Source organism: Paenibacillus profundus (assembly GCF_021369635.1).
Lineage (GTDB): Bacteria > Bacillota > Bacilli > Paenibacillales > Paenibacillaceae > Paenibacillus_B > Paenibacillus_B profundus.
This window is the reverse complement of the sequence record NZ_JAJNBZ010000010.1, coordinates 42,978-69,490: the sequence shown is the minus strand read 5'-3', so window position 1 is coordinate 69,490 and position 26,513 is coordinate 42,978. Positions and strand designations below refer to the sequence as shown.

Here is a 26,513-nt window from a genome sequence, read left to right as displayed (position 1 = left end):
CCTTTCCCTCCATTCCAGAACAAAATGCATATTTGTCTATTATACAGGATGTCTGGTACTTGGTGGGAAATTAATTACGCTTTGCCGGAATTCGAATCGTTACCGAAGTGCCGACGCCCAAGCGGCTGAAGATGCTTATCCCATACTGTGCTCCATAATGCAGCTTAATTCGCTGATCGACATTGCGAATCCCGTAGCCCGCATTTACATGATCACGCATATCAAATATTTGACGGATACGCTCCGCAGTCGTACCTACCCCGTCGTCAATGATGCGAAACACAATTTCATTCCTTTCCTTTTTGCCGACAACCCGAATGTGAATCCGGTCTCCGCACCACGCATGCTCCAGCACGTTCTCAATAAATGGTTGCAGCACAAGCTTAACCGTACGATATGACAAGATGTCCGGATCGATATCGAACATGACTTCCATCCGGTCCCCATATTTAATTTTTTGAATATCGATATAGGCCTTTGCTTGCTCAAGCTCTTTATGTACTGAAATAATCATCTGCCCGTCATTCAACGCCAACCGATAAAATTTCGCCAAATCCATCACCATGCGGTGCAGTTTATCCGTCTCGCCGAACTTGGCCAAGCGGCTTATGGACGAGAGCGTATTATATAAAAAATGCGGATTGATCTGCGCTTGCAGCGATTCCAGCTCCGCTTCCTTTTTCTGAATTTGCGTCATATATACTTCTTGAATCAGATCGCCTATATTTTGCCCCATCTCATTGAGCGCCACCGCAATTTGCGAGAATTCATCTTTGCCCTTGTAGGTCATGCGCTTGTGAAGATCCCCTTCACGGAAGGCGTTAAGAACGGATACGATCTTCGTCATGCGGATGGAGAAATATCTGGAAATAAAAATACCCGCAAACGTAAAAACGATCCCGCACAACAGACAGATTCCAATAATGAACATGCGGACCTTCATCGAATCGCGTTCCATAATGGTCGTAGGCACGTAAGCAACCAATTCCCAGGCCGGTTGGCTCATCGTTTCCTTAATCGTTAGATAATGGCTCTTCGGAATATTCTCAGCATTAAGACCGTTCGGCAGGACACCCGACTGGTACAGAATGTTCCCCTGTTCATCCTTAATGGCCAAAACGCTGCCTTCATCGATCTTTCGGTAATCGACGCTTTGAAACAGCTCCTGAATGCGAACGCTCAGCCGGATAAATCCGATCTCCTTCAATCGGAGGGGTACTTTGCTGTCCACTAGACGGCGCAGCAAAGAAATGCGGCCGAAGTCCCCGTCCCGTTCCACCTGCTGCCATCGCATCGTCTCACCGTATTGCTCTATAGGATAATTTTGGTACCATGGTTTGTCCGTAATACGTTTTAAATGGTATAGATTATAATTTCGTTCCAGTTTTTCTGGATTTTCGTTCGTAAATGAACCATGATAGATTTCAGGCAGCGTATCGTTGGCCAGAAACAAGTACATCGCTAAGTCCAAGCCGGTCGCATTAAGCGCAATATTGAACTTTGGCGTCACAATTTTTGTCGTCCGCTCATAGCTCTCCCAGCCTTCCTCGTAGCTGCGCAGCTGTGTAACGAGCGAGTAGTCGAAATAGAGCATGGACGACACGCGCTGAACGTCCTCCATTTTATACTGGATATTATCCCGAATTTGCAGCAGAGTGCCCTGAATGTTCGACCTTGTCTGCTTGCGGATGGAATCCTGGTACATGGAATGCGAAAAATATCCGATGGCAATGACCGGAATGATAATAAAAACCATATAGGTAAGCATCAGCTTATAGCCGAACGGCAAATATTTCGGTTTTTTTGCTTGTATACGCATTGACATGATTTGTCCTCCGTCACAACTCTCGTTTGCGGAATTCCATAGGCGTCATACCGAAGGTTTCCTTGAACTGTCTGCTAAAATACGGAATGTACCGATATCCCACTTGATTGGCAACTTCGTAAATTTTGAGTGTCTGATCCTTGAGCAGGTCGCATGCCCGCTCCATTCTGATTTGGATGAGCATCTCACTGAAGGTCTTGCCCACCTCTTCCTTGAACATATGTCCCAAATAGTTCGGCGAAAATGAAAATTGATGAGATATGTCTTTCAACGTGATGTTCTCATGCGAGCGTTCCTTCACGGTCTTCAAAATTTCCCGGATGAGCTTGCTGTTTTTGGATCTTTCTTTTTCATGCAGCATCTCGGAAATTTCGAACACTTTGCGGATGAGCCATGAACGAATATCTCCAACCGTCTCGAATTGCAGCAAAATATCAAGATTATGCAGCTCCATGCCCAACATGTCGAACAAATTTTCATCGTTGGAATCCAGATACTGATCCAGCTTCCACACCATATACATCGCCAAATTATGGATTGTAAATTTCGAACGGAGCGAGCACACCGACTGGAACAGATTCTCTATCTCGTCGTGAATGCTCACCAGCTCATATTGAGACATCGCCTTGAACAACGCGTCCAAGCGGATATCGAGCGTTCTTGCATCCTTCAGCTCCGGTGCGCGTTTAACATCTTCGTAGTCGATAAGATTGCCTCTGCCGAGGAACATTTTGCCGTCCAGCGCTTCCAGAGCCTGTTTATATGAAATATGCACTTGGTCCAAGCTTTGTATCGGCTTGCCCAAGCCAATCGTCATGGAAAGGGATAATTTTGAATTCATCGAATTATACATCTCGTCGATGCAATCGCGAACGCCGTCATCATGCATCACGATGGCCAGACGCTGCCGCGACAGCTTGCAGCAATGGGGCATGCCATGCCGGAGACTGATCTCGCGAATCTCGTACAGAAATGCGGCGCGCATGTCCTGGTGCGCCGCTTCGCTGCTGCCCGGCTGCAGCCACACCGCATCATCCAGTTCCATCACAGCCACTCGAACCGGCCACTTCAACGCATCCAATCCATAGGAAGAGGCCAGCCTCATGGAGCCCCCGGACCGATACCACGACAGATCTCCTTCAAAGATACGGATGAGCAGGTCGTTCTTCGCCAGCGGAATCATATGCTGATAATCTTCTTCTGTCTCCCGCCGCCGTTTCTCTTCATCCAGTTCTTGGATGACTTTATGAAGAGAGGCTACCAATTCATCATCATCCATAGGCTTCAACACATAACTGCATGCTTTCAGGGAAAGCGCTTGCTTCACGTAATGGAAATCCTGGTAACCGCTTACAAAAATAATCCGAACATCTGATCTCTTATCGATGGCTCGCCGTGCAAGCTCCAGACCGGACATATTCGGCATATTTACATCCGTCACTAAAATATCGATAGACTGCTGTTCCATTACTTCACAGGCCGAAAAGCCGTTGTTAACCGCACCCACCACTTCAAGACCGAGCTCAGACCAAGGAATGAACTGCTTCATCCCTTCCAAATCGAGCATCTCATCATCCGCCAGCAGTACTTTGTACATGTATGCAGACTCCTCCTGTGACATATTATCACGATCCGCTGATGTCGAATATTTACAACTATATTGCAAGTATACCCTCTACCGCAGCCACTTGAAAAGTTAAATCGGTTACATGCTTGTACGTCTGATGCTCTTACACACAAAACGAGGGGATCCCCGTCAATGGGTCCCCCTCGCAGTGTACATCTTATAGCATAAAAATTAACCGTTAATAATCTTTAAGTTCTCATGCCATCTCGTCGCGTAGAAGTCGAGCACCTGCTGGAAGCCTGCCGCCATGGAATCTTCATGCGCCTTATCCAGAATGTCTAGAGCCTCTTGGTCTGACTTCGCGTACAATGCTTGCGCCCGCGCCTTCAACCATGTATCTTTAACGCGCTGATGAACGATGCCTTCTTCCGTCTCCGGCAGTGGATTCAAATTAATGAATTCGGTCGAATCGCCCTGTGTCTTCCATGTAATCTCATATTGCCAGTAAGTGGACCAATTCCGTTCATTATCTGGAAGCGTCGCTTCGAATTTACCTTTAATATCATCAACATAGACCGTATTGCCTACCCACATGAGCGGATCCATTTTAGATTGGTATTTTGCAAGTCCTTCCTTGTCAGTCGTATATTTTTCCGTAAACTTCGGTGTAACTCCATCAGCTTCTAACCCTTTCCAATACTCGCCTTCCAGTCCCCACATCTGAAGAGTCATCCCTTCAGACCCCGTATACCAGTCGAGGAAAGCGAAGATTGCTTCCGGATTTTTTGCGCTCGTCGTAATGACGGCCGCGTTCCAGCCAAGCTTGTTGTACGTGCCTGGATAGATCTTGTTTTTGTCCAGACCTTCCTTATAAATTGGCCACACCATGAAATATCCGGCATCTGGATCCTTCTTCGTCAATTCGGAATGCGCCTGCATTCCATTGACCGTCGGATTGGAAGATGCATAAACCGCAACGCGCCCGTTCATCATTTTTTCCTTGACTTGGTCTTGAGTTTGCGTCATCGCATCTTGTGTAATCAACTTCTCGCGGAACAGCTTTGCCGCGAAGACGACCGATTCGCGGAACGCTTCATCCTTGTAAATCGACTTCATCTTATCGCCATCTGGCACCGCGAAATATCGCGTAAAGCTCAGGTTGTTCTCCTTGAAGGCGGAGTACAGCTGATCGATACCGTGGCCATCTTTTGCCAAGTCCGTCTCAAATGGGATGACATCCGGGTATTTCTCTTTTACCATTTTCAAATAAGTGTACAGATCGTCGGTCGTTTCTAATTTAGGCGAACCGAGCTCCGTATAGATTTTTTTATTCACGACCCAGCCGGCATTGCCATTTGGACGGTTCGTATACCAGTTCGGGAATTGATACAATTTCCCATCCGGCGAACGCAGCATGTTCAGCGCCTTTGAATCTAGCCACTTTTTCAGGTTCGGATATTTATCGACGTAATCATCCAGCGCTACAAGCATGCCCGCTTCGCGCAGCCGTTCCACATCAGCGCCCCGCTCGCCCCAGATGACATCCGGCAGCTCGCCGGAAGCAATCATCGTGTTGAGCTTCTGCACGTTATTGCCGCCGTTCGGAATCTCTTTGATGGTCACTTTCTTGTTCTCTTTAATCCAGGCGGTCGTCTCGTCTTTGCCCCACGGCGGCATCGTGTACCACTCATAGTTGCCGAACAACGTGAAATCGAGCGGCTCTTTGCCTAGCTCATACAGCTGAGAGGCTTGTTCCCCTCCCTGCTTCTCCTCGGTCTGTCCAGCATTCGATTCCTGCTTCGGCGGTTCCGCATTCGTACCACTATTGCCGCTGCAACCGACAAGCAAAGATAGAACCATCAACACGGACATGACACTAACGAACAGCTTTCTCCTATTCTTCATCTCGCTGTTTTCCCCTTTCAACACTTAATTTTATGTTTAAAGCAAATTGCTCTAAACGCGTTATCGGGCCAATCCAGATTCGTCTACTCCTTCAAGGATCCGACGAGTACCCCTTTAACGAAATACTTCTGAACGAAAGGATACACCATGACGATAGGTATTGTCGCCACCATCATCGTCGCCATGGAGAGCGACTTGCTCGTGACGGTCTTCGCCTGCTGCATGCGTGCCAGAGCCGCGGAATCCATGCCGGCTGTCTGCTCGGATACGATATTGGAAGCAAGAATTTGCTTCAGAATGGTTTGAATCGGGAGCAATTCCTCCTTTGAAATGTAAATGCTCGCCGTAAACCATTCGTTCCAGTGCGCAACCGCCGTGAACAGCGATAGCGTCGCGACCACGGGCCCCGACAGCGGCAGCACGATGCGGAACAGCGTTCCCCAGTTGCCGCAGCCGTCAATCTTAGCGGATTCCTCCAGGCCTGCTGGAAGCCCCCGGAAGAACGTTCGGAAAATAATCATGTTCCACACGCCAATGAGCGAAGGGATGATAAACACCCAGAACGAGTTCATCAATCCGAGACTGCGAATAAGCAGGAAAGACGGAATGAGCCCGCCGGTAAAATACATCGTAAAAACGCACATAATCATATAATACTTGCGTCCCATTAGCTCCTTTTTCGACATTCCGTATGAGAAAATGGCCGTCGCCAATATGGCGGATATGGTACCGATTATCGTACGCAGAACGGAGATGACAAAGCCGTTCATCAATCGTTCATCCTTGAAGACGATAGAGTAGTTCTCTAACGTAAACTCCCGCGGCCAAAAGGTAACTCCGCCTCTGGTCGTATCCATACCTTCGTTAAATGAGATGACGATGGCATTCCAGAACGGATAAAAAGTTGAAAAGGCAAGAATTGTAAGAAACGCATAAATGAAAACGGTCAAACACCGATCGCCGAAGCTTTCACGCACCACCGACATGCACCCCCTCTAAATGTGTCCTAACTACCACAGGCTGTTACCTGCTCTTCTAGCTACGTAGTTGGCTATCGTGAGCAAGCCGACGCTGATGACAGCCTTGAACAAACCAACGGCGGTCGCATAGGAATACCGGTAATTATTAATACCGACTCGTATGACGTACGTATCAATAACGTCGGACACATCCCTCAACGCCGGATTCGAGGCAAGAATGAGAATGTCTTCGAAGCCTGCGCTCAACAGGTTGCCTATAGCCAATATGAGGAAGATAGTAACAACCGGCATGATGCTCGGAAGCGTTATCAAGTATATTTGTTTGAAGCGGTTCGCTCCGTCCATGGAAGCGGCTTCATACATATGCGGGTCGATACCCGCAATGGCAGCCAAGTATACGATGGAACCGAACCCGATTTCTTTCCAGACGTTGGTTGTTACCAGAATACTCCAGAAATATTCGGACATAGACAAGAAGTTAATCGGGTCGTCGATGACCCTCAGCGTCTCGAGCAGCATGTTAATGCTGCCATTATCCGTCGCAAGCATCGTGCTGACCATGCCGCCGACGATAACCCATGACATGAAGTGCGGCAAATAGGTAATCGTTTGCACGACTCGCTTGAACACGATTTTGCGGACTTCATTCAACATGAGCGCCAGTATGATCGGCGCGGGAAAACCGATGATGAGTTTCAAAAAGCTGATGACAATTGTATTGCGCATAACGACATTGAAATCGGGTGAGTCGAAGAAGGCCTTGAAGTGCTTCAATCCGACCCAAGGGCTGCTCAGGAAGCTGCCGCTGCCGATTTTATAGTCCTGAAACGCGATCAGAACACCGTACATCGGAATATAGCTAAATACAAATATAAGTATTAAAGCGGGTATGACCATCAACTGCAAATCTATTTGTCCGAAAAATCGAGTGAAGTTGTTCTTCTTTTTCTTGGGATTACCAAGGCTCATCCCACTCTCTGCATCAGGGCTGACTGTTAATCGCGCCATCAGTTGACCCTCCTTATCTATACTTGTTGATTGATAGAAGTTCCATGTAACGCCTTACACCGTATCTGTACCGTAATCATAATCTGTACCGTAATTATTATAAAAACGGTTACCTTTTTCATTCCATATTCTTCTGTTTCTTCTCTCTCTATACATGGCCACTCTTCCCTCTCCTCCCATTTGTCTGTTTATCTTTTCGTGTACCTTCATTGTAAGATTAAAGCGGTTAAACTGATATATGAACAATCAACGAAAAATGATACTTTTCCATGGAGTTTAATGCCAATTGATTAACCAAACAGGAAACAAGGCAAAATAAAATGCGGCTCGCAACCCCCGATTCGCAAAAGGGGCACTAGCCGCAATTATTTATTCTCTCATTTCTGCCACACGACTTATACAGACCAGTTCCGTGCGTGCGTCCGCTGACCTAGACGGACGTCGGAACAGGCCCCGTACGGAACGCTGCCTTCAGGCCGTGATCGCTAACATTTTGGAATGCATCGATGGCATGTATTTCAAGCTCGTACCCTTGGTTCGGCTGCAAATCTGGCAACGTTACGCTCACTTTATCCACGAGCGGATAGTTGTAATATTCAGAATAAGCCAAATGCTGCACCTCTTCATTTCCATCTGTACGCTTCACTTGAATGCGATAGGAATGAACCAGCTCGTCATCAACCGCTTGATCAAACGATATGCGTACAGAATTCGGCGCCGTATGCTCCTCATCGACAACGATACCCGCGTGCTGCGGGAAAGTAGGCTTTTCAGCATCTCGTTCATTCGTATAAATAAATGATGCTTTATCCGCAGGAACCCTGACCATCCAGGCCTCTCCGATTTCCCGTTCATTCAAGAAATCCATGCGCGTAATAACGACTTTGTCCTCATACACCTCAACTAGACAGCCTTGACTGAATTCGCGGTGACCAGGTGGAAGATTCCCTTGCAGCTTCCCGCTCTCCACTTCCATATAGCTTAGGGAAGCGGTACCAATTGAAGTGAAACACTCCTGGTGAATGCTGCGCGGATCGTTCAATGGATAATGCGAATGCCCCGAGAACGTGATGACTTGCGGATAAGGCTTCAGCGCGTTCATCAGCGCTTCGATGTTCTCTTGAATCCCCCACTCCTCACTGCCGTATACCGTATCCTTCAGGTGCTGGTGAAGGAACACGAAGATCGGCTGCGCCGGAGCATCAGCGGCCGCTTCTGCCAGTTGCTTGCTCAGCCATTCAATCTGTTCGAGCGAGAAGTATCCATGCGTCATCGTATCTTCCGTAGCCAAGACAATGAAATGATGCCCCTGAATGACACGATGATAATATATCGACTCCATGCCCGTCATTTCAAGAAAGCGAGCTTGGGCTGCTGCAGGCGGCAGGCCGTTCCAATAATCATGGTTCCCGATTGCAATGAGCGCCTCTGCCTCCGGCAGCTTGTGCTGTTGGAAGGTCTTCATATGACGTTCATACTCTTCCACCGTTCCGTTGTTCGTCAGGTCCCCTACAATGATGAAGGCATCCTGCTGCGGTGCGCGCGCATTCAATTGCTGCAGCGCACGCTCGAACTTATGAATGCACTCTTCTCCTGTCGGCGCGATATGCACGTCGCTAATTACCGGAAAGACAAGGCGGGGCTGGGATTGCATCGAAGACATTGAGAGCTTCAACTCCTTTGATCATTACAGTATGAATGCGATTTCATAATGAAATCCATTTCAGTCTACTCCTTTCTGTCCCATTTGAAAAGATGCGTTCGGATAAAATGTTCTCGATATGATCTAGTGAATTCGCCAAAATTTTCCGATATAATAGAGGTCACCACGAACAAGCGATGTCATTAACGAAACAATAAGGATGTGTGATTGCGTTGTTAGCGATTGAACGCCGGAAAGGCATCATGCAGCACTTGCACCGTGATGGCAGAGTGTTGGTTGCCGAACTAAGCAGGAATTTCCGCGTATCTGAGGAAACCATTCGCAGAGACTTGGACCGTCTGGAAAGAGAAGGGCTGCTGCAGCGGACGCACGGCGGCGCTTTTCTGGAAGATGACCTTATTACCGATCTTCCGATATGGGTGCGGGAAGACTTTTATTTGGCCGAGAAAATGTGGATAGGCTCCAAATGCGCGCGGCTTGTCAAAAACGGAGACACGATTATGCTCGATTCCAGTACAACCTCGCTTCATATTGCCAGGTCAGTAAAAACGCTTAAACATTTGACCGTCATTACGAACTCTCTCAAAGTAATTACGGAACTGTCCGATGCCGATCATCTGAAGTTAATATGTACCGGAGGCACGTTGCGGCATCATTCTTTATCTTATTCGGGACATGCGGCCGCCAAAGCGATGTCTTTGTATTTGGCTGACAAAGCGTTCATCTCCTGCTCTGGTATGGATATGCGGCACGGGGTGACGGATACGAATGAGAATGAAGCGGAAATACGCAAAATGATGATACAAAATGCCAAACATAGCTTCCTTGTAGCGGATCAGTCCAAATGCGACAGAATTGGCCTTGCCAAAATTGCGGGCTATGCCGCCTTTCATAAGCTCATTACGAATGCCCCGTTGAATAGCGAATGGCGGGAGCATTTGAGCAAATACGCCATCAGCATCGATGATCAACCAGCTCCCCGCACTGACGAAAGAATGGACACAAGCACAATTAAAGCGGAATGAGTTCGAAGCACTCCGCTTATTGTGTATCACCAAGCCCCATTAATCTATGCAATGACAGCATCCTTCAACCAGAACCGCATAGGTCTATCATCGGATACGAGGTATGCAATATCCGTGAGCTCACAGCAAATAAGGAGCAGGCCGGTATCCGGCTTGCTCCTTATTTTAGACAAGCTATGCATTTCGATGCATATCGTTACATTACGTCTTTCAACTTTTTCACATAATTGGCGCGAATAAATACGAAATAGATGATCTGAATGACTAGGAAAGCCCCCAAGACGAGCGACGATTCCAATACCAAATTCGTACTGAACGTATTCTGGAGTGTGTTCAAGGCGACTGCACCGTGAATGACAGCGACGATAATCGGCACGAAGAACAGCAATCCGATCTGGGTGGATACAATCTTGGACAATTCACCTTCTGTCAACCCGAGCTTGCTGATAGCGCGGTACTGAATGCGATCGTTGTCCAGATCTGCGTACAGACGGAAGTATAGAAAGCTTCCTGCGGCGACGAAGAACACTGCGCCGATGAACAGCCCTGTCAACAGGATTTGACCGAAGCCCTGATTGATGTCGTTCAATTCATAGGCACGTGAAGAAAAGCGGTAATGCTCTCCGTTCCCTTTCAATTCCGTCATCAATTGTTTGGATACTGCCAGCGTCTGCTGCCAATCTGCGACATCGTATACATACATGGTAGAGTCGTGCTTGGATCCAGGCAGCTCTTGGAATACTTCGTCGGATACGACCGCGACGCTGGATCCTCCTGCGCTCTGCAGCAGCGGAGCCGGCATCTCGCCGTTCTCTGTGACAGCGAGTTTACGGCCGCCCTCAAGCGTCAAGGATGTCTCCTGCCCCTTGCTGATGCCTCTATCGTAGCCCATATCTATGTCTTTGCGATAGAACAAGCGCGCTTCGTCCTGGCCTAGAGCAACGTCTTCCTTCATTATGCGGTTATAGTCAGATGCTTTAATGAAGATGAAGTCTTTGTTCGTCCCGGTATCGGTCACGTTCTTCTCTTTGATGACAAGTAGCTCGAAGCTGATATTTCTCTTCGCTAGCGCTTGTTCGATCAGCGCGGCATGTTCCGCCGCCTGCTTATTATCTGCATACGACTCATACTTTAGCGGAGGTGTTGATGACGATATCATGTTCGTAAACATCGACTTCATCCCCACCAGCGTGCCGATGGCTGTAAAGGCGACGGTAGAGATAATGGCCACCAGAAAGAACATGCGTGCGTTGTCTTTCATGCGGTACGCCAAATCAGACAGTGTAATCATGTTCGTGCTGCTGCGGTACAGCTTCTTTTTGTTTTTCAGCTTATTGATGATGTACACGCTCAGCTGCGTAAACAGGAAATACGTCCCTACGCTGACGATAATCGCCACGGGGAGTAACGCGAACAGGACGAGAACCCCTCTGACGACAAATGCGATAGCGTAACCGATGATGAGCAGCACAGCTGCCAAAATGGCCAGCACGCGCGAAGCTTTCGGCTCGGGCTTCGGCTTGGCCGTTCCTTTCAACAGATCGATCAGCGAACTGCTGCGCAGAATCGTTGCAGTGAACAACGAGATAAATAAGAATAGCAGCGTGAATGCGGCAAAGGATAGCCAGATCGCCTTTACCGGCATGTAGAAGGACAGCGATTTCTCAAGCGACAACACCGAGGATCCCAGCATCAGCATCCCTTTGGATAGTAAGAGTCCGATCGCAATCCCTGATACAGTAGCTGTCAATCCGATGATGATATTTTCCAGGAAGACGAGCCGTCTCAGCTGCATATCAGACATCCCCTGCATAATGCAGATGCCGAATTCCTTTTTTCGCGACTTCAGGAAGACGCTCATGGAATACAAGATAAAGAAAAACGTGAACACATAAATAATATATTGCGCCACATCCATTCCTGTCTGCGCGCCTTTTCCGTAATTACCCTGACCTTGAAAGCTCAATTCGGGGTGAAACGCCAGCATCGAATAGACGAAGAAAATCATGACCGAGAAGGCGCAGCTGAAGAAATAGCCTGCATACAGCCGTTTGTTGCGAAATACGTTTTTAAACGCGAACTGCCGAAAATTCATCTTCCGTTCCTCCTATTACCGACAATACGTTCATGATTTCCTGGAAGAACACTTCACGGCCATTCGACCGGTGAATCTCTCGGTATAACGAACCGTCCTTAATAAAGATGACGCGATCGCAGTAGCTAGCCGCCTGGGCGTCATGCGTAACCATCATCATCGTGGCTTCTTCTTCCTTGTTCAGCCTCTGAAGGGTCTCCAACACATCTTTTGCCGATTTCGAATCAAGGTTGCCGGTCGGCTCATCCGCCAATATCAGCTTCGGATCATGGATGATGGCCCGTGCGATGGCTGTACGCTGACATTGTCCTCCTGATATTTCATAAGTGCGCTTGTTGAGGATATGAGTGATGCCGAGCTTATCGGCAATCCGGTTTACTCGTTCGTCCTGCTCTTTGATGCTGACATTTTCCAGCGTGAGCGGGAAGATAATGTTCTCTTTTACCGTCAACGTCTGCAGCAGATTAAAATCCTGAAAGACGAATCCTAGCTCCCGGCGGCGGAACAACGCCAACTGACGCTTGCTCAATTTATGAGTCTGCTGTCCGCCAATGAACACCTCGCCCGATGAGGGCTTGTCAATGGTAGAGACGACATTGAGCAAGGTCGTCTTCCCGCTGCCAGACGGTCCCATGACGCCGACGAATTCACCCTTCTGCACGGTCAAATTCAAATTCGATAGCGCTTGATAAGCTACTTTGCCTTCATATACTTTCGATACGTTCCGGACTTCTAACATCGGTAATACGCACGCTCCTTCGGTGTAATCTTTATATCAACACTGTAATCCTTAATGGAAATCGGAGCCATTGGTATACCTTACGTTAACCTTTCGTTTTTGTAATATTGAATGAGCATGCAGTCAGGATCATCGGAACCACATTGCGAATCGACGTTTCGGTGATCTCATTAAGATGTTGCGGACATACGGGACAACACTTAAAAGAGGGGCCCCCGCATCCATCGATGCGAAGCCCCTCTCCTGTCACTATGACACTTAATCATGCATTCCTAATCGTCGCGCCGCTTCTTGCGGCTAAGCGACAACCCGCCGAAGCCGCCCAATATGGCCAAGTAGAATCCAAGGTCGTACCACCAGCCCGTATTGTTCACCTCATACACGCGAATGTCTCCGTTGAAAGCACCAATGATGAGCGAAACCGGCGCGATCCAGCCATGCCAGATGCCCCAGAAAAATCCCGCCGGATCCGCCTGCGTGTAAGAGCCGTCTCCCGGCACACAGCCGCTCAGCAGACCCACCATAAGTGCCAATGCAGCACACAGCCCGACGTAGCGAGCATTACGGCTTTTCTTCGTTTTTTTCTTGTTAAAGTCCGCTTCTTGCCTATGTTCTATCATCTTTCATTCCTCCCTGCTAGCTGACAGCTGTTACTACATATCACTTAAATTCCGGCAAGCAAAATCAGTCTTTTATAGTTACATTTTACAGACTTGAGCGTATTTTTATAGCTTTTATAGTGCTTCAGTAGTCACATTATGAATGGTTAGTCCTTTGCCTATGAACATTTGCAAAATGAGCCTCTGAGCTGCTTTGAACAGCGCAAGGGCGCTTCCCAATTACACGTAAGGCGGCGAACACGCAACATCCATTGGAAAGTATCCAACAGAATAGCCCACTTCATGCGATAACTCTTCATTCTATTGGAAAACATCCATTCAAATCAGACAGATTCCGACTTCACAACTGATAAAGGGAAGAATCCGTTGGACAATTTCCAATGAAACGTCTCACAATCAGCCCATGCACCCGGTTACGTTGGACAAAATCCAATAGAAAAAGCAATGAATACGGACAGCGGCCGCAACAACGTACCCTGTCGTGCTGTGTCTAAATACATTACCGCCTCACCCTCGACAAAACCGCCATCACCTCACTGTCATCACAACGAATGGCTGCTTGCTTAACCCTGCCCCGCCATGACGATGCGCCGATGCATCTGCCTCGAGCAAGGGAGCGTACATCATGAGCGCGTGATTCTCTGTCACATATTTGTCAGCACAGCATTCTCCATCGGCATTGAATGCTTTGCGGTACAATATATTATGCCGCACATACCCTCCCCAATGATCCTGCCGAATGGAGTGCTCGCACTCATATACTTCGTACGTATACCACGCAGGATTCGCCGAGTGCCATGCACCCGCAAGCGTATCCCCGGTCAGCGTTAACTCTAACTGAAACGGCTCCCCAGTCGGATGAAAAGTCATCAGATTCGCAGCATCTTGTAGGCCAATCGACCGCAGACAAGGCGAAGCTTGGAACGCGGTATTGGCTGCAAGGACTTGCGCACTGGTAGCAAACGGGCACCTCTTTATTCATTGCTATTTCTGACAGGTTATGATATAGTTATCATTCCTTTTTCCATTTTTGCACAGAAGTATGGAATGTCAAGTGTCATCTTTGTTGCGTCTTTTATTTAAATATGATTCTTAGGAGGTAACTGAAAGTGAGCGATACGTTTCAAAGTGCCTATCAAGAAGAGGAGCTCCGGCTGCGGGATACGATGGAAGAAATCGATCGTCAATACCTACGGCTAGTGCAGATTCCGGTCTATACGGGGCATGATTTTACTGAGCAAGTAATGGAAGATACACGCGAACTGCGTCGACAGCGGCTGAAGCGGGCTTTGAAGGAGCCTTACTTCGGCCGCCTTGATTTTGAAGAGATGGGCCAACCAGCGCCTTCCGCTCTCTATGTTGGGAAGCACGGCGTCGACTGCGAGGTCGAACTGGGCCAGGCCGATGCCTACCCGCTCGTCGTCGATTGGCGGGCACCGATTGCGAGCCTGTTCTACTCCTTCTCTGGCGGAGTCGACTCCGTAACGTTCAAAGCGCCTGAAGGCGCTGTCGAGGGCCACGTCCATCTGAAGCGCAACCTTGTCATTCGCGGTCAGGTGCTGCAGCGGGTCGTGGATACGTACAATCGGTCCGAAGGTGAGGGCCATGTGACAGACGAATTCCTCGTCTACCGCCTAGGTGAGAACAAAGATAACCGCTTGCGCGATATCGTCTCAACCATTCAGGCAGAGCAGGATCGGATCATCCGCGCGCCGAAAAATATGGCGCTATTCATTCAAGGGGTGGCGGGGAGCGGCAAGACGACCGTTGCGCTGCACCGGCTCGCCTTCCTGTTGTATCAATACCAAGAGCAAATTCGGGCGGAAAAAATGATGATTTTCGCACCGAACCGCATGTTTCTCGATTATATATCCGACGTTCTTCCCGAGCTCGGCGTCGGAAATATCCAACAGCGCACGTTCCCGGAATGGGCGCTTGAAGTGACGGGATTAGAGCATACGGTACAGCTTGCTTCGCCGATGGAACAGATCGAGTTGTGGTACGGATCGTTGAACAACCGCCCCATGCTCGATAATCAGGCATCCGGCCGCTTCAAAGGCTCGCTTGCCTTCAAGACTTACATGGATGACCAGTTGACCCGTATGGAGCGAGAAGCCGTACCTGTGATGGATTTTAGTCCATGGGACGGAGCGGTATTAAGCTACGATACGATCTCCGTGTGGTACCATGAGGAGTATCGTTCCTATGAGCTGGCGAAGCGCAAAGAACGCGTCGTGGCACGGATTCAACGCTGGATTGAGATGGAGCTGAAGCAAGAGCGCTCCAAGGAGCAGCATAAGGCAAAGAAGAAACTGTCAACCCCGCGGATGAAGGCGTATATGAAGAAATGGGCTGCCTTCGATGCGCTGGCATTATACAAGACGCTATTCGATCCGAAGCGCAACGTCACTCAAGAGGCTCAAACGGTGATTCCGGCCAAGCTCTGCAAGGAAACGTCCGCTTACTTGAAAAAGAACACCGTCAGGAACGAAGATTTGGCGGCACTGCTCTATTTGCACATCCGCCTGCACGGCATACCGGGCGATTACCGTTACGATCATATCGTCATCGATGAAGCGCAGGATTTCTCGCCGCTCCAGATAGCCGTTCTCGACGGGTTCGCCAGAAATCATTCGTTCACGATCTTGGGTGATTTGTCTCAGGGCATCCATGCGTATGCCGGCATACACGATTGGTCGGAAATGCGTGACCTGTTCGAGCTTGAAGCGACCGATTATTTTGCTTTAACGCGAAGCTACCGCTCCACGATGGAGATTATCCATTTCGCGAATGTCGTGCTTGAGCGGGGCGTCCGCACCGACATGCTGGCGATTCCGGTATTCCGCAGTGGGCAGAAGGTCCGGATCGTCTCGGAACCCCCGGAGCAGCAGCCAGACCTGCTTGCCCAAGCGCTTGCGCAATTCGGAAGCAGCGGCTACAACACAATAGCGCTGCTCACTCGTACAGCGGAAGAAGCGCGAGCATTGCATGCGAGATTGAGCTTGCATTGCTCGGATAGGGATATCCACCTTATTGACGGTAATGAGCAGCAGTACGAGGGCGGCATATCGGTGCTCCCGATCTATCTTTCAAAAGGGCTGGAGTTCGACGCCGTCCTGTTGATGGATGCGGACGCCGCCCATTACCCATCCGATCCGCTTGACGCCAAGCTGCTGTATGTCGGTTGTACGCGTGCCCTGCATGAGCTGTGGGTGCTGCATGATTCTGCTCAACCGCTGTCGCCGCTTATATGCACAGACGACGAAGAAACGGTTGTACACGGTTTATAGAGGTTGTTCAAAAAGCTCCATCAAGGACATTCCGATGCTCATAGCAGCCAAGGAATGTCCTTTTGCTTATTCATCTGCGGCACAAAACGCGTCCCTGAGCATCATTGTTCATGCCATCCTCATGTACTCGAACGCGTAGGCGGGCAGCCATATTCCTTGCGGCAACGCGAGTGTGTTTCCTGCTGTGCTGTAAAGTTTACCATGAAAATAAACCGGGCCGTCCGTTCGCGAATCCGCGAAATTCGATCGCCAGCACCATATGGAACGGACTGTGCTCATCTTTTCGCTTGAACAAGCCAAAATAGCCCTCGTCACCGAACGTAATATATTCTTGATTCGTCAATCGGTCTGGCCTTTTAGATTGGAACCAATACTCCGGATAAGACTCCCTTATCCCGAAGTTCAGCCATTCATAGCTTGGAATGTCAATCCCACGCTGATTCAACACCCATGCGCGGAACAGAAACATCGGATCCTGCTCGGCCGCATAGTCCTGATTCGAATCCGCGAGGCGCAACCGTTGAATATCATCTCCGAGGGCGTCCAAAAACGGAGCATTTTCCGCGAATCGATGCATGGCGGTCACGTCTTGGAATTGCTGCTTGTACTGCTGCTCCGTACGCAGTTCCCGTATGTCACTGAACGTGGTGAACGGAAGCGACTCTATCAGTATAAGATAGACTAGCCCGAAGAGGAGCGCGATCTTCTTATTCATCTGATTGTGCTTCGAGCGCTTGGCGACAAACCACCAGCCGAGCAGGAAGCCAAGCGGAAGAAACCAATACGAATCCGTCCCGGGTATAAATCGAAAGGAAAACGAACCGATCATGAAAAAAAGAAATAATCGAGCGGGCAGGAGCATCTCCTTCTCCCTCGGCCTCTGCCACAACGCGATGATAAAAAGGCAGCACAGCCCGGCTAACACTATCCAATTCATCCGTTCATACCGCCTTTCCGCCGCCTCTGCATCTGAAGACTACGCAGCAGCAGCATGCATATTCCGATTCAACCAAGTCTGGTCATGTCCCGGAAATCCAGAACCAGTGCTTGCCTAATTCCCTTTGCTTTACAATTTTGGTCCCGAGGTTTTCCACATCTGGCTCCCCTTCGGACACATATACGAGGCCAGAAAAGTTATCCAAAAGCCCGCGCATCGTGAAGAATAACACTTGGAGCGATTCTCCATTCCGAACGACCAAGATTTCTCCGCCCCCGCGGGAGAGATGGCGAAGATCGTCCGGAAGCTGCAGCAGCGTGCCGCGATCTGAGCCAGCCGTGCTCCAATCGCTTTGCGTCAAGCGCTCGATAGCCTGCTGGCGCTGCTCGCGATACATCCACTCGTCCAATGCCGCACGAGTCTGATGCAATGGAAGCTCTAAGGCGATATAGACGGCGCCCAGCTGCGCCACGATCGGAATGAGTATGAGCGCCCAATAACGAAGCGGTCTTCTTTTCACCAAAGCGACGATGATGTCGATGATCGCCCATATAACAGACACGATAAAAACGAGTGCGAACAACGCGAAAAAGATAACTGTACCCAAAAATTCAATATCCATGCTGAAAAAGAACAGCAACAGCCATGCGATTGCCATCACGGCGGAAAATCCAAAGATGAATCGCTTGCGCGTCCGCACGATATATTGTGAAATCGGCTGTTCTGTATCGATAGAATCCATTGTGATGACTCCAATCCTATTTTTGTATCATATGCTTCATTCAAATGCCGACTTTCGGACCGTAAACAGACTGATGACTCCGGCAAGCAGCACCGCGATCCCGATGAGCAGCATGAACGTATACCCGTTGCACAGCACCCCGTTATTGTGCATGGTTAACGGGGACAGACCCGGATCGTAGCTCTGGTGCTTCATCACTTCTGATCGGACATGTCGAGATAAAGCTGCAGCAGGCACGCCCATGCTGACCACGAGCAGTCCGCCTGCCGCTATCGTCCCCCAGCGCCATCGAAGATCGTGATCCCGCAGCCATCGGTATACATAAATGCCGATAGACAGGACATACGCAGCCACGGTCAATGCCAGCGGAATCACTAGCAGGAGAATCGGATTGCCGTTCCCGGAAGAGCGCTGCGGAGGTGTTGCGGTATAAGAGATAAACCAAACCTCTATAACGTCAAAGCCCAGCCATAAGTTGCAATTATTCATGGCTGGGCTCGTTATCGTATTACAATAAGAGTTGTTTGAACTTCAGCACGCAAGTCGTTCCTTCGTCTGGTCGGCTGTAATAGGATATAGTGCCGTTCATCGCCTTCACGAGGCTGATGACGACCATCAAGCCGAGCCCGGTTCCTTTCTCCTTCGTCGTGTAGAAAGGCATGCCGATGCGCTTGATTTGATAATCGCTCATGCCGACTCCAGTATCCTTAACATGGATATGAACGCCTTCATTGTCCGACCACGTTGTCACTGTCATCACACCGCCATCCGGCATCGACTCCACCGCATTTTTCATAATATTGAGCAGGCATTGTTGGAATTTTTTCGCTTCGCCCATCACATAAATCGGCTGCTTCGATAAATGCTTGATGACTACTTCAATCTTGGATATGACGCAGAGCGGCGACATCATCGGAATAATGCCGTCAATCTCTTCTTGGATGTGAATCGGGCGTGCCAGCTCCACTGCCGGCTTCGCATAGTTTAAATAATCGGTAATGATGGAGTTCGCCTGCTCGATGCCCGATATGGCATAATTCCGATATGTTTCGAGTTGCGCTGGAGTCAGATTATCCCTGTTCATCAGCTGTAGAAAGCCTTGCGCCGTCGTTAATGGATTGCGAATCTCATGAGAAATGGATGCCGCCAGCTGTCCGATGACTTGATATTTTTCCGCTCTAAAGAGCTCTTCACGCATTTTCTCTTGATTTTTGACATGATTATAAATATAACTCACATACATGGAAGACAAGTAGGTGCCCACAACGGCAATCCCGACTTCGGTACCACTCACTGTATCCCAATCGTCGAACACAGATAAAAAGCCGAGCAAATAAATCGTAATGAGCGTCATCGAAATGAGGCAAATTTGCCAGTACGTGCTTCGCAGCACCTGCTTGTAATGGAATGTGAGGCCCAAGACGAGCAGCAGCGTGGATCCGATGACTGTTGGCACAAAATCATCCATCATAACGATGGTGCAAATATTAAATGCAGCCCAAGTGAATATTCCCGGCAAAAAGCCTTCGAACAGCGCCGCTAACGCAAGCGACACTGGTGTAAGATGAATGCCGTATATAAGCGGATCGATATCTTCATATTGCGTATAAAAAAACGTAAGCACAAAAAGAATGAGAATAAACAAAATTTTGCGGCGATAATTGGCGAACATGAATTGAGGGGTAATAATAAGGAACATGAGACATGCGCTCATAATATAGAGCAGTCCCTTGAATTCATACGCTATGATGGACTGAATCAACGTTGACCGTTCCTTTCCTGGTAAGATACGGTACGCAGAAATGAAGGCGTCAACCGATTATTTTCCCGTTCCATGGCAGTCCCTTCTGAAAGCGGGAACGATCATTTGAACGCCAAGCCGATAACAATGGATAATCATACATGTCCCATATTTTGCAAGGAGGCACATCCATATCGGATAACTGGATAATGCAATTCACCGCCCGTCTCGCCGCTTCATTCGCCCCTTCCATCGTTGCCAAGTCCGTGTTCGTTCGCACATAATCCGACGCGAGAAACAAGTTGGGAATCGCCGTATATGCATTGGGCCGCAAGTTCCATGTATTTACGTGATTCACAAGCAAAGGCTCCATATTAATCGCTTCATGCGGATTCGGAAATTGAATATCTTCGTCCAAATACCACGTCACCACCATATGATCGGACAACACCGTCTTCCCTTGGTTTAGACTGCGCTTCAACTGTTCCCACACTTCAGCTCGAATTTCTTCTCTTGAACACTCCATGGCCGGCTTGCCATATAAGATGCCGGGAGTTCTCCAGTCTGACACATCGATGGAGATGATTCCCTTGACTTCGCCATTCCCGTATTTGCTTAAATCGAAGTTCGGCCAAAATTGCGCCTGTGACACCGACGTCAACGCCCACGGGCTGTCCATATAGATGACATGACCATGGATAATCGGCACGTCTTCCTTCAAATAAAACTGGACGCCGTTCATCCATTCGACGTTCTCTGCCAGCTCCGTCAACCCGCCCAGCAGTGGATCCGCCTCAATTAAATCTTCATTCAATAAGCCAGCCATGACTTCAACCGGAAGCGCAGCAATATAATAATCTCCCGTCACCATCTCAGTACGTCCATTCTCTGTAATGGTCACTCCTTGGATGCGCCCCTGCCGGCAATGTATGTATTCAACCTTCGCGCCGAGGTGGTAGTCGACTCCGCCTGCACGCAGATGATCAAGCCACGGATTGAGCCATACATCATTGGTCGGACCGTTCAATAAACGGTCTGCGCTTCCCCCCGGAAGCACCATATCGAGCATGATGGTCGCCCCGACAGTTCCGACCGTGCACACATTCGCTTCCTGCGCTCTGGCGGCTACGAGAATCCGTGTCAAGCCCGTAAATATTTTACGAAATTGCGCCGACTGCTTCTCCGCTTGCAGGAAATCCCACCAGGCGATTCGTTGATAATCCAACAGTCGCCTTTCATCGCAACTTGTGAGTACTTGCCATAGACAAGATACGTAATGTTCAATATCTTGCTCGCTAAGCTCTAGATTGTTGTCGAAAAGGGATTTGAGCAACGTTCTCCAACCGCTGATCGATTGTGGAAATTCAGTCAGAAAGGGCTGCATCGGGCGATCGAAAAATGCCAGTCCCAGATTAGTCCCTTCAATGAGGTTATGATACACGCTATGTCTATTACTCTTATACGGTATTCGCTTCATCGTATCGGTTATATGTTTATAAAATTTCGGAAAGAAGCGGAAGCCATGCTCTCCCGGCAAATCGTGGCGCCCATTCTCTCCCGAATTCGGAACAGGCATGCTGCGAGCTTTACCTCCTGGAATCTGTCTCCACTCATATACAGAAACCTGAAACCCCCGTTCCATTAATTCATGGGCAGCGCTCATTCCGGCGATTCCGCCGCCAAGCACTACCACTTTTGGCTGAACTGTTCCTATCATAAAGGTTGCTGCACTCCTATTCCACGAGATACTTGGAAAAAATCAACTATTTTCATATTACTATACAACCATCAAAATACAACAGATTTCAACATATTTTTGCAGGAAAACTCTGCTTTTGGCGATAGACCCCGCTTAGAGTCAGGTTCGTGCAGCGGCGCGTTCAGATTGGAAGAGATGCGCTCGGTCCACCCCTTTGCTTCACTCTCCCCTTCCATCAGTAGGCGGTATGCCCAATGACGATTCTGGCGCGCTGCCATCATAATCGGCCGCTTCGTATCATGGGGTACTTGTACGACATGTGCCTAGCCCTCGTTGTTTCCTTCCTGACCGTATGGGAGAATGGACATAAGGACCATTGTAATAGAATCCCGTTAATGTTTTCGTAGTAACGAAATTAACTTTGTCGATTCACGAAACTTAAATATTCCTTTAAGCAAAAAAACTGCCGAACCGTTAGATTCGACAGTTTCCTTTTTTATGGTTAGCGCCCCCACTCCGACTCGCTTATCGGCTAGGTAATGGTGCATCATCAAGCTATCATTCTTGCATATTTACGGTACAGAACCGTAATGAAGATAAGGTGGACCCCCAGTCCTATGCCGCCAGCGAGAAGAAGTTCCAGCTCATTCCATTGCATGGTCCGGTTGTGAACAAATAGCTCAATAACCCAATAGGTCGGTGTCACCGCTGCACCCCAACGCCATGGCTCTGGCAGCATATAGGCCAACACCGGGATAAAGATCAACAATCCGCCTAGCTTAGACCATGCCAGCCCCTCCACTTTATTGGAGGCGAACGAGGTCAACAAGAGGGCCATCATCGGCCCTTCCAGCAGCAGCATTACAAAGGCGAAGCCATACTGACCAGCACTCCAAGCTGAGAAATCAACCACAATAAATGCCAGCAAAATATAGATTCCGGACAATAGCGTCGGTAGAGTCAACCGATGAATGAAATACCCTTCCTGCGAGAGAGGGGTGATCGCATAATAGGCGATGAGCTGCTCATCTCTTTCGTCGAGCATCAGCAGGCCAGCCATCACACCGATGACGAGAGGAATGAGCAATAATGACGTGCCGAACAGCACTCCGTAATGGGCCGTTAGATCAAATCCCGTCTGCGCAACGAGCTGTGCCGAGACGAGCGGCACTCCGTATTTCAGCGCCAGCACCAACAATAAGGGGGCAACCGTAATGAAAATAAGCATCGGATCGCGTCTGACCTGCTTCATATCACTAAGCAACAGCTGTGCAGCTCGATTCACGCGTCTCTTCCCCCTTTCGCATCACCGAGTATATTAGATTGCAAGGAGCTATACGCCCAATAGAATGCAATCCCTATCCAGATGAGTAAGCTGGATACCGCGTAAACGCTATCTGCGCCTGAAATAGGCTCGAAAACCGATGTCAGCAGCAGCAGTGATCCGGTGGCCGGAAAGAGCAGAAAGAGCTTGCTTGTATAGACCTGCAGTATTTCTAGTACGGGCAGCACGAGTATGGTAGAATACACAACGGATGAGAAGAAGAATCCGTTAATCGTATGGCAGCGAACGGCAACTCCCAACCCGACCAAAGTAAAAAAGACGGCCGTCAGTGTGACACCCGCGATGAACGCGCCGATACGCTGATGGATGCCGAAGGTGCTTATATGGATGAACAAGCTGCTTATCAGCGACAGACATGTCAGCGAGATCGTCTTCGACCAGATATAGGATGCCGGCGAATGCGGTGTAACGAACAGGTTGTCATGAATATGCTGTCCTTTCTCAAGCAAGATGAGGCCGCCGATAAAGAAGAACCCGAGCATGCTCGGATCAGAAAACGTCAGCAGCACATTCAACTTCGCTTGATAGGTATCAGGCAGCATCCGCAGAAGAATGATGTAAGCGATACTGATTAGCAAATAGGCGCTGTAAAAATGATGACGGAACTGGAGCTTCATATCCTGTCTCCATGAGCTGAAGAAGCGACGCACACCCGAATAAGGCAGCCGGGGCCGAAGAGTGATAGCTTTATTATTCATGTCAATGTTCTCCCTGTCACTTGGATAAAAAGCTGATCCAGCGAAGCCTCTTGGGTGTGTATCGTCTCAATCGAACCGTTCCGCAGCAGCCGGAGGAACGATTCGTTGTCGCCAATTCCCTCTAATTGATAGTCGGCCTGTCTCAGCGCTGTACCTTCTCTATACTCGAGGCGTACCGCTTTTTTCCCTTCCCGGACTTTGAGCGCGCGCGGCGCATCAATCAAGCGGATTTCCCCATCTACGATAAAAGCGACTCTATCGCATATCTCCTCAGCGACATTCATGTTATGAGTCGTAATAATAATCGTGTTCCCCAACGATTTTAGCTGTAAAATGATATCCTTCACGGTCTTCGCATTTACGGGATCGAGACCTGATGTCGGTTCATCCAGAAACAGAATATCCGGCCGATGCATCAGCGCCCGACATAGATTGAGGCGCATCTTCATTCCTTTTGAGAAGTCGGACACTTTCATATGGCCGTACTCCTCAAGCGACACCCGGGCAAGAAGCTTCTTCGGCTCCTCGGTCTTCACATCATACAGTGAACGGAAAAGGTCCAAATTCTCCAACGCCGTGAATCGGCTGTAAAAGTTCGGGAATTCGAACGCAACGCCAATCGCATTATAATAATCGCGGCCATGATCCTTCAGCTGCTTCCCCATGATGCGCACGCTGCCTTCATATCGCTTCAGCATGCCGATAAGTATTTTCTGTGTCGTGCTCTTTCCCGCTCCGGACGGCCCGAGAAATCCGAAAATTTCACCTTGCGGAATATGAAAATCTAGCCCTTTCAGCGTAAAATCCTTATGTCTGGGATATTTGAAGCGGAGCTGGTTCACTTCAATCATGCTTAATCCTCCTCATTCTGGTCGATGATTAACCCATCGGCGATCAAATCAACGAACAATCCCATCGTGTCGCCGTAGCGCTCCTCGCCGATTAGGTGCTTCTGCAAGGCAAGCAGAATGAGCGATCGGATCAGGCTTACAATGATTTCCGGCTGCTGCGGCTTCATCCACCCTTGCTGCTGACCGAGCACGATAATCGGCAGCAGATCATCCGCATCCTTGGCGAAGTGACGCTCCAATTTGTCAGGCGGAAGCTTGCGGAATAACGCTTCCATCATTTCTTCATCGTATAGCTGCTGCAGAAACGGATTGTTCTCCATCGTGGCAAGCGATTCGTGCAAGAAGCGCTTGAAGCTGTCCCGGCTCACGGGAGAATCGCTTTGAAAATATACGCTGGTGAGGCGCTCCCGAATGTACTCCTCCTCTTGCTCAAGCAGCTCGAAATACAGCTCTTCCTTGGACGGATAGAACAAATAGAACGTCCCTTGCGCAATGCCCACCGCTTTGGTTAGATCGGCGACGCTCGTCTTCTTCAGTCCGTACAGAGCAAACAGCTGCTTGCCTTTCTGCTGCAGCTCCCGCCGAATGTTCTCTTTCTCCTGTTTACTAAATCGCGGCATCATTTACACCCCTATATGATTTTATGAATAATTTTATTTTATATTCATAATTAAAATGCATCTCATTTCTTTTGTCAACAATAACCAACAAAAAAACCGCTGCCCCCTTTGCTAAGGAGGAGTGCGCGGTCTTTGCAGGAAATTGACGCCCAATCATTCACATTTATGATAATATTGAAATTAATACCATGTTCATTTAGGTTGATTTGGGTTAATGTGTAAATATCATCGTTTTCTATTAAAGGTATTGCACAATCCATGAAATCCATAGCGCTGCCGGATAGAAGAATAGTTGGGCCAACACGGTTCCCAACGCGCGCGACATGATAAGCAGCGCAAATATTTTTCCCAATCGCTGCCTTGCGGCAGTATCTGCCATCGCTCGATCCGTGAGCATAGCCATTTGCGGGTCGACGAATATGGTCAATAGGATGGTCGCCACTCCGTTGATAAAGCCGGATGATTGAGACGCCGCTGTGCTGAATTCTGTAGTAAGAACTGAGGCGTAAAGGGCAGACATCACCCCGATCGTATAGATCCCTGTCACGCAGCTATTCAGAAGCAGCAAGCGTTTTGGAATGCCCATAATCCGCAAGGATGTGAGCATCTTCCATGTGGGCTTGCGGATATGATGCCTGACATGCTTCAGCTGATCAAGCGATACGGAACTGATCATTTTGGGAATCGATCCCGACACTTCTAAGTGACGTATCACCCGGGCAGCCAACAGAACGGCGCTAGGAAACAATAGTAGAGCAAGCAGTGTTCCAATCGTCGAGGAGCCGATAATGATACGGATGTTGGATACCAGATCGAATTCCGGGTGCTCCCTTGCGTAGTCGATAACTTTGCCCGTCATAGGTGCTTGTATGAGATTGGAGGTACGGGAGACAAGCACGATAATACCGGTCAGAGACAGTGAGACCGCTAACCGACCGGCTCGCACGCCGGCATAGCGGACGGCATAGGATAAGGTTTCAAACATGTGTATACATAGCGTAAACAGAGCGATGACTATTATTTTGTCTATCAAGCATAATCCTCCCCGTATCTCGAAAGGTTTCCATGAAATTACATCTGCGAAAGTGAGATAATTGTCTCATGTCTTTTTATGGCTTGTCCAGTGAAAAAAGATTTTCGTCACTGCAACTTTTTCACTCGCC

The 26,513-nt window shown here is 48.8% G+C and carries 22 protein-coding genes; 2 read left to right on the top strand and 20 right to left on the bottom strand.

Annotation, left to right across the window (positions count from 1 at the left end; genetic code table 11):
* Window positions 1-70: 70 nt before the first annotated feature.
* From LQV63_RS14195 to LQV63_RS14170, 6 genes are all read right to left on the bottom strand, one after another.
* Entirely contained in the window at window positions 71-1,825 is a 1,755-nt protein-coding gene (locus LQV63_RS14195; protein ID WP_233697217.1) for a sensor histidine kinase, read from the bottom strand.
* Between the two features lie 13 nt (window positions 1,826-1,838).
* Entirely contained in the window at window positions 1,839-3,422 is a 1,584-nt protein-coding gene (locus tag LQV63_RS14190) for a response regulator (RefSeq protein ID WP_233697216.1), read from the bottom strand.
* Window positions 3,423-3,623: 201 nt separating this feature from the next.
* The gene (locus tag LQV63_RS14185; protein WP_233697215.1) at window positions 3,624-5,297 is read right to left on the bottom strand and encodes an extracellular solute-binding protein; all 1,674 of its coding nucleotides are present in this window, start codon (window positions 5,295-5,297) and stop codon (window positions 3,624-3,626) included.
* An 83-nt stretch (window positions 5,298-5,380) separates the two neighbouring features.
* Window positions 5,381-6,277, bottom strand: coding sequence for a carbohydrate ABC transporter permease (locus tag LQV63_RS14180; RefSeq protein WP_233697214.1), 897 nt, complete (start codon window positions 6,275-6,277; stop codon window positions 5,381-5,383).
* 30 nt (window positions 6,278-6,307) lie between these two features.
* On the bottom strand, window positions 6,308-7,285 hold the full coding sequence (locus LQV63_RS14175) for an ABC transporter permease (RefSeq protein ID WP_233697213.1): 978 nt from the start codon (window positions 7,283-7,285) through the stop codon (window positions 6,308-6,310).
* Between the two features lie 430 nt (window positions 7,286-7,715).
* Window positions 7,716-8,948 carry a metallophosphoesterase gene (locus LQV63_RS14170; RefSeq protein WP_233697212.1) on the bottom strand — a complete coding sequence of 411 codons (1,233 nt, stop codon included), beginning with the start codon at window positions 8,946-8,948 and terminating at the stop codon, window positions 7,716-7,718.
* A gap of 203 nt (window positions 8,949-9,151) precedes the next feature.
* On the opposite strand from LQV63_RS14170, the gene LQV63_RS14165 reads away from it, so the two are divergent.
* Window positions 9,152-9,973, top strand: coding sequence for a DeoR/GlpR family DNA-binding transcription regulator (locus LQV63_RS14165; RefSeq protein WP_233697211.1), 822 nt, complete (start codon window positions 9,152-9,154; stop codon window positions 9,971-9,973).
* Between the two features lie 196 nt (window positions 9,974-10,169).
* Here LQV63_RS14165 and LQV63_RS14160 read toward each other — a convergent pair whose 3' ends face one another.
* The 4 genes from LQV63_RS14160 to LQV63_RS14145 all read right to left on the bottom strand — a co-directional run bounded on the left by LQV63_RS14160 (window position 10,170) and on the right by LQV63_RS14145 (window position 14,297).
* The gene (locus LQV63_RS14160; RefSeq protein ID WP_233697210.1) at window positions 10,170-12,068 is read right to left on the bottom strand and encodes an FtsX-like permease family protein; all 1,899 of its coding nucleotides are present in this window, start codon (window positions 12,066-12,068) and stop codon (window positions 10,170-10,172) included.
* A complete protein-coding gene (locus LQV63_RS14155) occupies window positions 12,043-12,807 on the bottom strand; it encodes an ABC transporter ATP-binding protein (protein WP_019424100.1) in 765 nt (254 codons plus the stop codon). The genes LQV63_RS14160 and LQV63_RS14155 overlap by 26 nt, the downstream gene beginning before the upstream one ends.
* 272 nt (window positions 12,808-13,079) lie before the next feature.
* The gene (locus LQV63_RS14150; protein WP_019424101.1) at window positions 13,080-13,427 is read right to left on the bottom strand and encodes a hypothetical protein; all 348 of its coding nucleotides are present in this window, start codon (window positions 13,425-13,427) and stop codon (window positions 13,080-13,082) included.
* 528 nt (window positions 13,428-13,955) lie between these two features.
* On the bottom strand, window positions 13,956-14,297 hold the full coding sequence (locus LQV63_RS14145) for a hypothetical protein (protein WP_233697209.1): 342 nt from the start codon (window positions 14,295-14,297) through the stop codon (window positions 13,956-13,958).
* 239 nt (window positions 14,298-14,536) lie between these two features.
* On the opposite strand from LQV63_RS14145, the gene LQV63_RS14140 reads away from it, so the two are divergent.
* Window positions 14,537-16,717, top strand: a complete 2,181-nt coding sequence (locus LQV63_RS14140) for a HelD family protein (RefSeq protein WP_233697208.1) — start codon at window positions 14,537-14,539, stop codon at window positions 16,715-16,717.
* A gap of 196 nt (window positions 16,718-16,913) precedes the next feature.
* Here LQV63_RS14140 and LQV63_RS14135 read toward each other — a convergent pair whose 3' ends face one another.
* The 10 genes from LQV63_RS14135 to LQV63_RS14090 form a co-directional block, all read right to left on the bottom strand.
* On the bottom strand, window positions 16,914-17,654 hold the full coding sequence (locus tag LQV63_RS14135; protein ID WP_233697207.1) for a hypothetical protein: 741 nt from the start codon (window positions 17,652-17,654) through the stop codon (window positions 16,914-16,916).
* A gap of 82 nt (window positions 17,655-17,736) precedes the next feature.
* Window positions 17,737-18,396 (bottom strand): hypothetical protein, encoded by a 660-nt coding sequence (locus tag LQV63_RS14130; protein WP_233697206.1) that lies wholly within the window; start codon window positions 18,394-18,396, stop codon window positions 17,737-17,739.
* A gap of 36 nt (window positions 18,397-18,432) precedes the next feature.
* On the bottom strand, window positions 18,433-18,885 hold the full coding sequence (locus LQV63_RS14125) for a hypothetical protein (RefSeq protein ID WP_233697205.1): 453 nt from the start codon (window positions 18,883-18,885) through the stop codon (window positions 18,433-18,435).
* A 19-nt stretch (window positions 18,886-18,904) separates the two neighbouring features.
* A complete protein-coding gene (locus tag LQV63_RS14120; protein ID WP_233697204.1) occupies window positions 18,905-20,158 on the bottom strand; it encodes a sensor histidine kinase in 1,254 nt (417 codons plus the stop codon).
* 49 nt (window positions 20,159-20,207) lie between these two features.
* The gene (locus LQV63_RS14115) at window positions 20,208-21,854 is read right to left on the bottom strand and encodes a hydroxysqualene dehydroxylase (RefSeq protein WP_233697203.1); all 1,647 of its coding nucleotides are present in this window, start codon (window positions 21,852-21,854) and stop codon (window positions 20,208-20,210) included.
* Between the two features lie 532 nt (window positions 21,855-22,386).
* Complete coding sequence (locus tag LQV63_RS14110; RefSeq protein ID WP_233697202.1) at window positions 22,387-23,121, bottom strand: ABC transporter permease; 735 nt, start codon at window positions 23,119-23,121, stop codon at window positions 22,387-22,389.
* Complete coding sequence (locus LQV63_RS14105; RefSeq protein WP_233697201.1) at window positions 23,118-23,879, bottom strand: fluoroquinolone export ABC transporter permease subunit; 762 nt, start codon at window positions 23,877-23,879, stop codon at window positions 23,118-23,120. Before LQV63_RS14105 ends, LQV63_RS14110 begins: the two co-directional genes overlap by 4 nt.
* On the bottom strand, window positions 23,876-24,730 hold the full coding sequence (locus tag LQV63_RS14100) for an ABC transporter ATP-binding protein (RefSeq protein WP_233697200.1): 855 nt from the start codon (window positions 24,728-24,730) through the stop codon (window positions 23,876-23,878). The genes LQV63_RS14105 and LQV63_RS14100 overlap by 4 nt, the downstream gene beginning before the upstream one ends.
* A gap of 2 nt (window positions 24,731-24,732) precedes the next feature.
* Complete coding sequence (locus tag LQV63_RS14095) at window positions 24,733-25,353, bottom strand: TetR/AcrR family transcriptional regulator (RefSeq protein WP_233697199.1); 621 nt, start codon at window positions 25,351-25,353, stop codon at window positions 24,733-24,735.
* A 235-nt stretch (window positions 25,354-25,588) separates the two neighbouring features.
* The gene (locus LQV63_RS14090) at window positions 25,589-26,383 is read right to left on the bottom strand and encodes a lipid II flippase Amj family protein (protein WP_233697198.1); all 795 of its coding nucleotides are present in this window, start codon (window positions 26,381-26,383) and stop codon (window positions 25,589-25,591) included.
* Between the last annotated feature and the right edge of the window lie 130 nt (window positions 26,384-26,513).

Excerpts from the sequence above, each read along its gene's own strand:
- LQV63_RS14135 (WP_233697207.1), bottom strand. The coding sequence starts at position 17,654 with ATGAATTGGATAGTGTTAGCCGGGCTGTGCTGCCTTTTTATCATCGCG.
- LQV63_RS14105 (WP_233697201.1), bottom strand. The coding sequence starts at position 23,879 with ATGAATAATAAAGCTATCACTCTTCGGCCCCGGCTGCCTTATTCGGGT.
- LQV63_RS14125 (WP_233697205.1), bottom strand. The coding sequence starts at position 18,885 with ATGAATAATTGCAACTTATGGCTGGGCTTTGACGTTATAGAGGTTTGG.
- LQV63_RS14115 (WP_233697203.1), bottom strand. The coding sequence starts at position 21,854 with ATGATAGGAACAGTTCAGCCAAAAGTGGTAGTGCTTGGCGGCGGAATC.
- LQV63_RS14145 (WP_233697209.1), bottom strand. The coding sequence starts at position 14,297 with ATGACTTTTCATCCGACTGGGGAGCCGTTTCAGTTAGAGTTAACGCTG.
- LQV63_RS14095 (WP_233697199.1), bottom strand. The coding sequence starts at position 25,353 with ATGATGCCGCGATTTAGTAAACAGGAGAAAGAGAACATTCGGCGGGAG.
- LQV63_RS14170 (WP_233697212.1), bottom strand. The coding sequence starts at position 8,948 with ATGTCTTCGATGCAATCCCAGCCCCGCCTTGTCTTTCCGGTAATTAGC.
- LQV63_RS14160 (WP_233697210.1), bottom strand. The coding sequence starts at position 12,068 with ATGAATTTTCGGCAGTTCGCGTTTAAAAACGTATTTCGCAACAAACGG.
- LQV63_RS14130 (WP_233697206.1), bottom strand. The coding sequence starts at position 18,396 with ATGGATTCTATCGATACAGAACAGCCGATTTCACAATATATCGTGCGG.
- LQV63_RS14185 (WP_233697215.1), bottom strand. The coding sequence starts at position 5,297 with ATGAAGAATAGGAGAAAGCTGTTCGTTAGTGTCATGTCCGTGTTGATG.
- LQV63_RS14190 (WP_233697216.1), bottom strand. The coding sequence starts at position 3,422 with ATGTACAAAGTACTGCTGGCGGATGATGAGATGCTCGATTTGGAAGGG.
- LQV63_RS14100 (WP_233697200.1), bottom strand. The coding sequence starts at position 24,730 with ATGATTGAAGTGAACCAGCTCCGCTTCAAATATCCCAGACATAAGGAT.
- LQV63_RS14150 (WP_019424101.1), bottom strand. The coding sequence starts at position 13,427 with ATGATAGAACATAGGCAAGAAGCGGACTTTAACAAGAAAAAAACGAAG.
- LQV63_RS14195 (WP_233697217.1), bottom strand. The coding sequence starts at position 1,825 with ATGTCAATGCGTATACAAGCAAAAAAACCGAAATATTTGCCGTTCGGC.
- LQV63_RS14175 (WP_233697213.1), bottom strand. The coding sequence starts at position 7,285 with ATGGCGCGATTAACAGTCAGCCCTGATGCAGAGAGTGGGATGAGCCTT.
- LQV63_RS14155 (WP_019424100.1), bottom strand. The coding sequence starts at position 12,807 with ATGTTAGAAGTCCGGAACGTATCGAAAGTATATGAAGGCAAAGTAGCT.